Raw genomic sequence first — 11215 nt, forward strand, 5'->3', positions numbered from 1 at the left:
TGTCGAGTGCGAGGGTGCACTGACACCGAGCCCCGGCCGGGCGTGAACGCGTCACGGATGGGGAGGGGTGGGTCTGCCGTGGAGTCGGCGATCGTCGGGTCAGCGCGCGGAAAGAGGAGCGCGGAGGCGACGGATCAGATCAAAGGACTTCCAGACACGGCGGACAGGACTCCCCGACGATACCCGGGCGTGTCGGAGGTTCGCAACCCCGGGCGTGTCGCGGAGTGGTCGCGTAGCTCAGCTCTTCGCGATCCCGTCGATCCACTTCGTGAGGAAGCGGTGCACGTCGGTCAGCTCTTCTTCGGAGATGCTGTGCGTGAGCCCGGTGTACACCCGGCCGGACAGGTCGGAGTGGCCGGGCAGCCACTGCGCGGTGTGATCGACCAGCTCGGGCGGGATGACGTCGTCGTGCGTGCCGCGCCCCCAGAAGACCGGCGGGCGCAGCTCGGCCAGTGCCTCATCGTGCGGCAGTTCGCCGGATGCCACGTAGCCGCTGAGCGCCGCGACCGCGCCGAAGCGCTCGGGTGCGAGTCGGAGAGCCTGCAGCGACACCGCCGCGCCCTGCGAGAAGCCGAGCAGTGCGACCGAGGGGGCATCTTCTACCGCGGCGTCGAGCCAGCGCAGGAACGCCTCGGCGGCGACCGTGACCGCCTCGGGGCTGCGTCCGTCGAGCCCCTCGATCGCGTACCAGGACCGCCCCGGCATCGGCCATGGCGGCGCGAGGGGAGCGGCCACGGAGGCGACGGCGATGCCCTCGGGGAGGTACGGGACGAGCCCGAACAGGTCGTGCTCATCCGCCCCGTAGCCGTGCAGCAGTACCAGCAGCGGCATCCGTGCGCGGTCGGAGGTCGACCAGCGGGTCGCGGTGTCGTCGATCGTCAGGTTCTCGCTCACACCGTCATCCTGCCAGGGGCGACCGACGTGCACGCGGTGTCGGTCGGGGGAGGCGGCTGGTAGAAAGGACACATGGCGGTCCGCACACCTGATCCCGATCCGGAGCCCGAAGACGATGGTCTCGGCGCGTTCCCGGACGCGAACCCGCCGGCGCCCGACGGCAACCCCGGCTGGTTGAGCGAGTTCGAACTCGAAGAGGCGCGGCGCCGACTGCCGATGCTCTACGTCGAAGCGATCCCGGTGCGCACCGACGGCTCCGGGCAGGTCATCGAGATCGGCATCCTCCTGCGGTCCACGCCGATGGGGGAGATGACCCGCACGATCGTGTCGGGTCGGGTGCGCTTCGGCGAGACCATCCGCGACGCCCTGTTCCGGCACGTCGAGAACGATCTCGGTCCGATGGCGTTCCCGGTCATGCCGCCGCAGCCGCTGCCGTTCACGGTGGCCGAATACTTCCCGATGCCCGGTGTGAGCGCGTTCCACGACGACCGGCAGCACGCCGTGTCGCTGGCGTTCGTCGTGCCGGTCACCGGCACGTGCGAGCCGCGTCAGGATGCCCTCGAGGTCACCTGGTTCTCGCCGGAGGCCGCGGGGTCGGATGCGGTCGCCGCCGAGATGGAGAACGGTCGAGGCACCCTCATCCGTCAGGCACTCGCCTACCTCGGCCTTCTGCGCTAGTCGGCTCCGCACCCTGCACTCCCTCCGGTCGCCCTGGGCCTTCCCGAGGGTGACTCTTGCGTCGACGAATCTAATGGGCTAGAAAGTAGACCATTAGTCCAATCGGCAAAAGGATGCTTCGACATGGATGCTTCGACAACGACGTCGCGCAGCACGGCAGCACCCCAGGAGCGCAATCTCCGCGGGAACCTCGGGGCGGTGTCCGTCACCTTCATGGTGATCGCGGCCGCAGCCCCCCTCACGGTCGTCGGCGGACTCGTGCCCATCGGCTTCCTCGTGGGCAACGGCATCGGCTTCCCGGTCATGTTCCTCGTTGCCACCGTGATCCTGCTGCTCTTCTCGGTGGGCCTCACGGCGATGAGCCGCTTCCTGCCCAAGGCAGGATCGTTCTTCGTGTTCGCGACCCACGGGCTCGGTCGCACGCCCGGGCTCGCCACCGCCTACCTCGCGCTCGTCTGCTACACGACCGTGCAGATCGCGGTGTTCTCCTACCTGGGCGCGACGATCAGCTCGAGCATCGTCCTCCTCGGCGGCCCCGAGATCCCGTGGTGGCTGCTCACCCTCGCCTCGGTGGCGCTCGTCGGCGCGCTCGGCTATCGGCAGATCGAGCTCAGCTCCCGCGTCCTCGTGGTCGTGCTGCTCGCCGAGATCGGCATCGTCGTGCTGCTGGGGATCGTCATCCTCGTCACCGGCGGTGCGGAGGGTGTCACCTTCGGGTCGTTCCTGCTGCAGAACGTCCTCTCCGGTGCGCCCGCACTCGGCCTGATGTTCGCGATCGCGAGCTTCATCGGCTTCGAGTCGACCGTCGTGTACCGCGATGAGGTGCGCACGCCGGAGCGTACGATCCCCCGTGCGACCTACGCGTCCGCGATCGTGATCGGCGTCTTCTACGCCTTCGCCGCCTGGGCCGTCGTGGTGGGTGTCGGCGAGGGAGCGATCATCGAGGAAGCGGCCGCCGACCCGACCACGCTGATCACCCGTGTCACCGAGCAGTACCTCGGTCCGGTCGGCTCGATCGCCGTCGCCGTGCTGTTCCTCGGGAGCATGTTCGCCGCGGTGCTGTCGCTGCACAACGTCCTGACCCGTTACCACCACGCCATGGCCAACGCCCGGGTGCTGCCCGACCGCGTCGGCACGGTGCACGCGCAGCACGGTTCGCCGCACGTCGCCTCGATCGTGCAGGTGGCGACCTCCGGCATCGCGATCATCGTGCTCGCCCTGATCGGCTTCGCGCCGGAGAACATCTTCTCCTGGTTCGCCGGCATCGGGACGCTCGCGATCGTGATCCTGATGGCGGTCACGTGCCTCTCGGTCGTGGTCTACTTCGCCCGTACCCGGGTGCTGCGAAGCCCCTGGCACACCGTGATCGCCCCGATTCTAGGGTTCGTCGGTCTCGCCGTCTCAGCTGTTCTCATCGCTGCCAACTTCCCGCTGCTCGTGAGCGATGTCGACGCCGACGGGAACCCCGCCTGGGGCCCGATCAGCATCACCCTGGTCGGGGTCGTGGTGATCGCCCCCGTGATCGGACTCGTGCAGGCCGCGATCATGCGCGCGAAGGCACCGGAGGCGTACGCCCAGATCGTGCGTCGATTCGACGAGAACGCCTGACCCTCGACACGCTCGCCCCGCACCCGAAGGATGGACATCATCAGCACCCACGCCCTGCCCCGACCCCTGATCGGCATCTCCGGACGACGCTTGCGCGGCGCGGCGATCGGCGCACCGCACGGTTTCACCGACGCTCCGCTCGAGGCCTACCTCAGCGAGTACTCGACCTCGGTGCTGCACGCCGGCGGGCTGCCGGTGCACCTGCCGATGGATGCCGTGCCGGCCGAGCTCGTCGAGCGCCTCGACGGCGTCGTGATCGTGGGCGGCGACGACGTCGATCCCCGCCTCTACGGGCAGACCCCGGGACCGTTCACCCCTCTGATCGACCCGCAGCGCGACGCGTTCGAGGCCGGGCTGATCGAGGCCGCCATCAGCGGCGGCATCCCGCTGCTCGGAGTCTGCCGCGGCGCACAGCTCCTCAACGTCGTCCGCGGCGGCACGCTCCACTCGCACCTGGCGCCGGGCGAGGGGGAGTCGCACGGCTCCTACGCCTACCCGCGCGCCCATCGGGTGCACGAGGTGCGAACGGCGCCGGGCAGCGTCGCCCAGACGCTCTACGGCGAGACGACCCGTGTCAACTCGTTCCATCACCAGGCCGTCGACGTGCCCGGCCGCGGAGTCGTGGTGACCGGGTGGGCGCCCGACGGCGTCGTCGAGGCCATCGAGCTCGAAGGCCTTCCGGCGATCGGGGTGCAGTGGCATCCCGAGACCTTCGGAGCCGACCCGGTCTTCGGCTGGCTGGTCGCACAGGCCGCCGCCCGTGCGACGCTCGCCGCGTCCGCCACACAGAACATCGCCTAGGCGTCACCGAACAAGGAGAAGAAATGCGACACGCAGACAAGAACGCCCTCATCACGGGCGCAGGCTCCGGCATCGGGCGGGAGACGGCCCTCCGGCTCGCCGGTGAAGGAGCGCGCATCCTGGTGACCGACGTGTCCGCCGATGGTGCGGCCGAGACGGTGCGCCTCATCGAGGAGGCAGGCGGCACCGCCCTTGCGTCCGTGGTGGACGTGCGCTCGCGGGAGCAGATCCGCGCGGCGGTCGACCTCGCGCGTGCGGCCTGGGGGTCGCTGCACCTCCTGGTGAACAACGCCGGAGTCGTCACCGAGCACTCGTTCGAGACCCTCACCGAGGAGGCATGGGACTTCGTCTTCGACATCAACCTCAAGGGACAGTTCCTCGTCGCGCAGGAGGTCGCCCCGCTCATCGCCGAGTCCGGCGGCGGGGCGATCGTGAACCTGTCGACCGTCGAGGCCCTCGTCGTCGTGACGAGCACCGGCACCGCGCAACCGCACTACAACGCGAGCAAGGGCGGCGTGCCGATGCTCACGAAGGCGCTCGCGGTCGAGCTCGCGGCGAAGAACATCCGCGTCAACTGCGTGGCCCCCGGCCCGATCGCGACGGACTTCTTCGACTACGAGAGCGTCACGAGCCCTGAGGCTCTGGAGTTTATGAAGCAACGCCTCCTGGTGCCGCGGGTGGGCGTGCCCGCCGACATCGCCTCCGCGGTCTCCTGGCTGCTCAGCGACGAGGCGTCCTGGATCGACGGCATCCAGCTCCCCGTCGACGGAGGGTGGCTGACGCGATGATCGACGACGTGCGCCTGGCTCCGGACGAGCTGGAGGCTGCCGGCATCCGCACCGTGATCGTCGCGACGCCCGACCTGCAGGGTCGACTCGTCGGCCGCCGCATCCCGGTCGAGGGCTTCGGCCGCGTCGTGGAGAACGGTGTCGACATCTGCACCTGTGCCTGGGCGTGGGACATCGACCAGGGCCTCGAACTGATCGATGCGAACAAGTTCGCGCTGTGCGGGATGCACAACGGCGTCCCCGACGTGACGCTGATCCCCGACCTCAAGACCCTCCGCCCCGCGGCCTGGCTCGAGGGGGTGGCCATCTGCCTCGCCGACCCGGTCGACGTGCACACGCACGAGCCGATGCCGCTCTCACCCCGCGTGCTGCTGAAGCAGGAGCTCGCCCGCATCCGGGAGCTCGGGCTCACCCCGCTCGCGGGGACGGAACTGGAGTTCTACCTGTTCCGCAACGACCCCAGGGAGCTGCGCCGCTCCGGATTCCGTGACCTCGACCCGACCACCCTCACGCCGTCGGACTTCATGATCCACGAGGGCAATCTCTACGAGCCCTTCTTCCAGAAGCTGCGCGCCGACCTCCGTGCCAGCGGCATCCTCGTCGAAGCCGCGCAGAGCGAATGGGGACTCGGGCAGTGGGAGATGACCTTCGAGTACGGCGACCCGCTGGAGATGGCCGATCGGCATGCGCTCTACAAGCTGGCGGTGCGCGACACCGCCGCTCGCGCGGGCATGTCGGCGACGTTCATGGCGCGGCCGCTCAACGACCAGCCCGGATCCTCCTGCCACGTGCACGTCTCGTTCGTCGACGACGAGAGCACGGCGGTGTTCTGGGACGAGTCGGCTCCGGATCGCCTCAGCGGGCGGATGCGGTCGGCGATCGCCGGCGCGCTCGAACACGCCCCCGCGCTGATGGCCTGGTACGCGCCGACCGTCAACTCCTACCGCCGCAGCAACTCGTCCGACGTGGCGGGGAGCGGTCAGACCTGGGGCTTCGACAACCGCACCACGACTGTGCGGGTGGTGGGGCACTCGCCGCAGGCGCTGCGCTTCGAGTTCCGCCTGCCCGGCGCCGACACGAACCCGTACTTCACCCTCACCGGGGTCCTGGCGTCGGCGCGCGACGGCATGGAGAAGGAGACCGTGCTGGGTGACGCCGTGGTCGGAAGCGCCTACGACCTTCCCGCCGACGGGGCCATGCCCGCGGATCCTCGTCAGGCGAGCATCCTGTTCGGCGAGAGCCCGCTCGTGCAGGAGCTGCTCACTCCCGAGCTGATCTCGCATCAGCAGGTGCTGCTCGACCACGAGTGGACGACGTTCATGGCCCGCGTCACCGACTGGGACCTGCACCGCTACTTCGATCGGATCTGACATGACGTACCCCGCCCTGCGCACCTGGATCGCCGGCGTCGCCGAGGACAGCCCCGAGAGCGACGGCACCTGGCTGTATGACCCGAACACGGGGGAGGCCCTGGTCGCCTCCGCGTCGAGCTCACTCGACCAGGTCGGCCGTGCCGTGACCGCGGCGCAGCAGGCGCACGACGACGGGCGCTGGCGCGGCCTCGCCCCCGAGCGCCGCGCGGAGAAGCTGGACGCGCTCGCCGACTGGCTGGACGAGCGGGCCGAGGAGGTCGCGCATCTCGACGCACTCAACAGCGGCGTGCCGATCTCCGTCACGCGGCTGTTCGGCGGGGCGAACGGCGCGACCCTCCGGGATGCCGCCCGGCGCGCGGTCGCGGTCGGCGACTCGCGGGCGCTCGCCGCCGAGCACGGGCCTGTGCGTCTGCACCGTGTGCCCTGGGGGCCGACCGCGCTGATCCTGCCGTGGAACGCCCCGTCGGCCATGGCGGTGAAGAAGACGGCGTTCGCGCTCGCGGCCGGTGCGACGGTCGTGCTCAAGCCGTCCTCGTTCTCGCCGTGGAGCGCCCAGCTGCTGCTGGAGGGTGTGCACGCGGTCGGCATCCCCGACGCGGTGGTGGGTCTCGTGCAGGGCAGCGGCGGCGTCGGACGCAGCCTCGTCGCCGACGAGCGCATCGCCGCGATCTCGATGACCGGTTCGACGCCGACCGGGCGCGCGATCGCCGCGACGGCCGCTCCGCGCTTCGCGAGACTGCAGCTGGAGCTGGGCTCGAACAACGCCGCGATCGTCCGCCCCGACGCCGACCTGGAGCAGACGGCGAAGGCGCTGGCCGATGGTGTGCTGAAGCTGTCGGGCCAGTGGTGCGAGGCACCCCGCCGGGTGCTCGTCGACCGTGCGCGCCGGGACGAGCTGGCAGGTCTCCTGATCGCCGAGTTCGGCCGCCGGGCGATCGGGTCGAGCCTGGACGATGCGACCGAGGTGGGCCCGGTCGCGTTCGCCGGGCGCCGCGACGAGCTCGTCGAGCAGCGGGAGCGGCTGGCGCAGGCCGGTGCCGAGCTGCTGCGCGTCACGCAGGTGCCCGCACAGGGATGGTTCTTCGAGCCGACGGTCGCGGTGCTCGACGGTCCGGGCCTCGCGGACGAGGTCTTCGGACCCCTGCTGCTCGTGGGCGGCTATGCCGACGAGGACGAGGCGGTGGCGCTCGCGAACACCGGGCAGGTCGGACTCGCCGGCTACGTGTTCGGCGCCGACGAGCACGCCGCGGCCGCACTCGGCACACGGCTCGTCGCCGGTGAGGTCAAGGTCAACGGCGCGAGCGTGCTCGACATGTCGCCGGAGTCGTCGCAGAGCTTCTTCGGCGCGAGCGGACTGGGAGGGCACGGAGACGCCGATGTGCTTGACTTCTTCGTGGGGAAGCAGATCGTGGGCTCCGACCGCCCGGGTCTGCCCCTCTGATCGGAGGAGCACGGATGAGCGAGCGTGACGACGCGCCGCACGACTTCTCCCGTGCCGTCCTGCAGCCGGTCTCCGGCTATCAGGCGGTCGCCGGGTTCCTGCGGCGCGAGATGGCGCTCGGCCGCATCCGCCCCGGCGATCGGCTTCCGCCGGAGCGTCGGCTCGCGGAGCAGCTCGGCGTCTCGCGCGAGACGCTGCGTCAAGCCTTGCGGATCCTCGAGGGCAGCGGGCAGATCGTGATCTCGCGCGGTGCGTCCGGTGGGGCGTTCGTGCAGGATGCCGCCCTCGACCCGCGGCTCATCCGCGAGGAGGTGCGCACGCGTTCGGCTGAGATCGGTGAGCTCACCGAGTTCCGCTCGATCGTCGAGTCCGGTGGGGCGGCGCTGGCTGCGAACCGCCGCAGTGACGCCGACCTGGAGGCGATGGTGCTGGCGCAGCGCGACCTCGCCGCCGCCGGCACGAAGGCCGAGTCCCGCATCGCCGACACCGACTTCCACATCGCCCTCGCCGAGGCCTCCGGAAACTCCTTCGTCCGCGATGCGGTCGAGGAGGCGAGGGTTCGCATGTTCGAGCCGGTCGACCTGATGAGCTTCGACTTCGTGAAGGAGTCGAGCTGGCAGGCGCACGAGCAGATCCTCGACGCGGTGCGTCGGGGCGACGCGGAGGCCGCGGATGCCGCGATGCGCGCGCACCTGCGCACCACGCGCGAGGAATTCACGCGCGTCGTCGAATCCTGACGCCCGAGGGGCTCGGGCAGGTCAGCGCGTGGTGAGGCGGGAGAGCTCGGCGACGAACGCGTCGACGTCGGCCTCTTCGGTGTCGAAGCCGCACATCCAGCGCACTTCCTTGCGCGCGGCATCCCAGTCGTAGAAGCGGAACGAGTCGCGGAGCTGGTCGGCGACACCGTCGGGCAGGATCGCGAAGACGCCGTTGGACTGGGTCGGCTGCGTGAAGTCGACGCCCTGGATGGATCCGTCGGCGATGCCGGCCTCGATCTCGGAACGCAGACGCGCGGCCATGGCGTTCGCGTGCTTCGCGTTGCGCAGCCACAGGTCGCCCTCGAGCAGCGCGATCAGCTGCGCCGACACGAACCGCATCTTCGACGACAGCTGCATGTTGAACTTGCGCGAGTACTTCAGGCCGTCGGCCGCGTCGGGGTTCAGCACCACGATCGCCTCGCCGAGCATCGCGCCGTTCTTGGTGCCGCCGAACGTGAGAACGTCGACGCCGGCGTCGCGGGTGAACGCGCGCAGCGGCAGGTCGAGGGCGGCGGCGGCGTTCGAGAGGCGCGCACCGTCGAGGTGCAGCTTCATGCCGCGCCCGTGCACGTGGTCGGCGATCGCGCGGATCTCGTCGGCCGTGTACAGCGTGCCGAGCTCGGTCGACTGGGTGATCGAGACCACCAGCGGCTGCGCGCGGTGCTCGTCGCCCCAGCCCCAGGCCTCGCGGTCGATGAGCTCGGTGGTGAGCTTGCCGTCGTCGGTGGGGACCGTCAGCAGCTTGAAGCCGCCGATCTTCTCCGGTGCCGCTGCCTCGTCGACGTTGATGTGGGCGGTGGATGCCGCGATCACCGCGCCCCAGCGGGGCAGCATCGACTGCAGGCCCGTCACGTTCGCGCCCGTGCCGTTGAAAACGGGGAACGCCTCGACGCCCTCGCCGAAGTGCGCCTGGAAGACCTCCTGCAGGCGCGCGGTGTACGCATCCTCGCCGTAGGCGCTCTGGTGTCCGCCGTTCGCCGCCGCGATGGCCGCGAGGACCTCGGGGTGGATGCCGGAGTAGTTGTCACTGGCGAAGCCCCGGATCGCGGGGTCATGCTGGATGCTCACCGACCCAGCCTAATTGTCCGCATCGCCCTCGCGGTCCGGGGGAGGGTCTTCCGGATGTCGGATGCCGGCCCTACCCTCGACTTCATGGAGCGCACCGCCGCCACTCGGGCATTCGGGAATGTCCTCGTCAACACGCTCATCGCGAACGTGACGACGAGCTTCCTCTGGTTCGCGCTCACGTTCTGGGTGTACATCGAGACGCAGTCCGTGCTGGCCACGGGCATCATCGGCGGCGCGTACATGCTGTTCGTCGCGTTCTTCGCGATGGCGTTCGGCACGATCGTCGATCGCAACCGCAAGCACACCGTCATGGTGATCTCGAGTGTCATCTCCGCCGCTGCCTTCCTGGTGGCAGGGCTCCTCTACCTCTGGCAGCCCGAGGCGGCACTGCTCGATCTGGGTGGCCCGTGGTTCTGGCTGTTCTCCGGGGTGATCCTCTTCGGCGGTGTGATCGAGCAGCTGCGCAACATCGCGCTGTCCACGACGGTGACTCTGCTGATCCCCGAAGACAAGCGTGCGAACGCCAACGGGCTCGTCGGCACGGTGCAGGGCATCGCCTTCCTCGTCACGAGCGTGTTCTCGGGTCTGTCGATCGGGTTCCTCGGCATGGGATGGACCCTCGCGATCGCGATCGCGGCCATGGCGCTCACGTTCGCCCACCTGCTGTTCATCCGCATCCCCGAGGGTGCTCCGGAGCCCGACCCGAACGCATCGAGCGCACTCGACTTCCGCGGCAGCGTGCGGGCGATCCGACTCGCTCCCGGCCTGTTCGCCCTGATCATCTTCTCGACCTTCAACAACCTCATCGGGGGCGTCTACATGGCGCTCATGGACCCGTACGGCCTGACCCTCTTCGATGCGCAGACCTGGGGCTTCGCTCTGGCGTTCGCCTCCACCGGCTTCCTGGTGGGCGGCGGCCTGGTGGCGAAGTTCGGGCTCGGCCCCAAGCCCATGCGCACCATGCTGCTCGTCGTGATCGCCATGGGGCTGCTGGGCTCGGTGTTCATGCTGCGGGAGTGGTGGCCGCTGTATGTGATCGGCATGTGGGCCTACATGGCTCTGGTGCCCCCGGTCGAGGCGGCGGAGCAGACCATCATCCAGAAGGTCGTGCCCTACGAACGGCAGGGTCGCGTGTTCGGCGTGGCCGCGGCGATGGAAGCGGCGGCGGCCCCGATCACCGCGTTCCTGATCGCCCCGATCGCCGAGTTCCTGATCATCCCCTACATGAACACCCGCGAGGGGCAACAGAGCTGGGGCTGGCTGCTCGGCGAGGGCGAGGCCCGCGGTATCGCGCTGATCTGCCTGTTCGCGGGACTGATCATGGTCCTGGCCGCGACGCTCGCCTTCTTCACCCGGTCGTACCGCAAGCTCACCGAGCTCTACGCCGAGGCGCCCGAGCAGGAGATCGACCACGGCGAGGCCGGCGACGGCGAGCAGGGGGCCGAGGCGGGCGCGCAAGAGGAGCGGGCGAGCGAGCGTCGGCATGCCGAGGCCCCGCCCATCGTGCCGGGAATACCGCCCGAGTCCCGCTGAGCGTCGGGGTTCAGTCGAGGTCGAACACCCGGTCGTTGAGGGCGGTGGCGTCCGTGTCCCAGAGCATGAGGAGCCGTGCGGCCAAGACTTCGGGATCGAGCGACTTGGCGCGGAACACGACGGATGCGGTGCGCAACTGCTCACCGGAATCGCGCGCGGACTTCGCGTACCCCTGCGCGACGGCCCGGGTCCAGGCCTCGCTCGCCGCCTTCACCGCAGCGTAGTTCGCCCCGCCGGCGAGGGGCCGCGCGACCGCCGTCGACGACACGATCG

Annotated in this window: 10 protein-coding genes and 1 pseudogene; 8 read left to right on the forward strand and 3 right to left on the reverse strand. The window is 69.9% G+C overall.

Going from position 1 to position 11215, the window contains the following annotated elements:
- Window positions 1-237: 237 nt before the first annotated feature.
- On the reverse strand, window positions 238-894 hold the full coding sequence (locus tag GZ67_RS0102580) for an alpha/beta hydrolase (RefSeq protein ID WP_029261381.1): 657 nt from the start codon (window positions 892-894) through the stop codon (window positions 238-240).
- A 72-nt stretch (window positions 895-966) separates the two neighbouring features.
- Between GZ67_RS0102580 and GZ67_RS0102585 the strand changes: the two genes are divergently transcribed.
- The 7 genes from GZ67_RS0102585 (at window position 967) to GZ67_RS19525 (ending at window position 8320) form a co-directional block, all read left to right on the forward strand.
- Window positions 967-1572 (forward strand): NUDIX hydrolase family protein, encoded by a 606-nt coding sequence (locus GZ67_RS0102585; RefSeq protein WP_029261382.1) that lies wholly within the window; start codon window positions 967-969, stop codon window positions 1570-1572.
- Window positions 1573-1695: 123 nt separating this feature from the next.
- Complete coding sequence (locus tag GZ67_RS0102590) at window positions 1696-3180, forward strand: APC family permease (protein ID WP_029261383.1); 1485 nt, start codon at window positions 1696-1698, stop codon at window positions 3178-3180.
- Between the two features lie 30 nt (window positions 3181-3210).
- Window positions 3211-3981: a gamma-glutamyl-gamma-aminobutyrate hydrolase family protein gene (locus GZ67_RS0102595; protein ID WP_029261384.1), complete on the forward strand. Its 771-nt coding sequence runs from the start codon at window positions 3211-3213 to the stop codon at window positions 3979-3981.
- A 23-nt stretch (window positions 3982-4004) separates the two neighbouring features.
- Window positions 4005-4769 carry an SDR family NAD(P)-dependent oxidoreductase gene (locus GZ67_RS0102600; RefSeq protein ID WP_029261385.1) on the forward strand — a complete coding sequence of 255 codons (765 nt, stop codon included), beginning with the start codon at window positions 4005-4007 and terminating at the stop codon, window positions 4767-4769.
- Window positions 4754-6139: a glutamine synthetase family protein gene (locus GZ67_RS0102605; RefSeq protein ID WP_051662288.1), complete on the forward strand. Its 1386-nt coding sequence runs from the start codon at window positions 4754-4756 to the stop codon at window positions 6137-6139. The genes GZ67_RS0102600 and GZ67_RS0102605 overlap by 16 nt, the downstream gene beginning before the upstream one ends.
- 1 nt (window position 6140) lies before the next feature.
- Window positions 6141-7583, forward strand: a complete 1443-nt coding sequence (locus GZ67_RS0102610; protein ID WP_051662289.1) for an aldehyde dehydrogenase family protein — start codon at window positions 6141-6143, stop codon at window positions 7581-7583.
- A gap of 14 nt (window positions 7584-7597) precedes the next feature.
- Window positions 7598-8320, forward strand: a complete 723-nt coding sequence (locus GZ67_RS19525) for a FadR/GntR family transcriptional regulator (RefSeq protein ID WP_051662290.1) — start codon at window positions 7598-7600, stop codon at window positions 8318-8320.
- A 21-nt stretch (window positions 8321-8341) separates the two neighbouring features.
- Here the strand turns inward: GZ67_RS19525 and GZ67_RS0102620 are convergent, their stop codons facing one another.
- Complete coding sequence (locus GZ67_RS0102620) at window positions 8342-9409, reverse strand: threonine aldolase family protein (protein WP_029261389.1); 1068 nt, start codon at window positions 9407-9409, stop codon at window positions 8342-8344.
- An 84-nt stretch (window positions 9410-9493) separates the two neighbouring features.
- On the opposite strand from GZ67_RS0102620, the gene GZ67_RS0102625 reads away from it, so the two are divergent.
- Window positions 9494-10942, forward strand: a complete 1449-nt coding sequence (locus tag GZ67_RS0102625; protein WP_036303167.1) for an MFS transporter — start codon at window positions 9494-9496, stop codon at window positions 10940-10942.
- A 10-nt stretch (window positions 10943-10952) separates the two neighbouring features.
- Here GZ67_RS0102625 and GZ67_RS20715 read toward each other — a convergent pair.
- Window positions 10953-11215: pseudogene (locus GZ67_RS20715) on the reverse strand (alcohol dehydrogenase); the annotation flags it as partial.

This window comes from Microbacterium sp. Cr-K20, from assembly GCF_000708325.1.
Classification (GTDB): domain Bacteria; phylum Actinomycetota; class Actinomycetes; order Actinomycetales; family Microbacteriaceae; genus Microbacterium.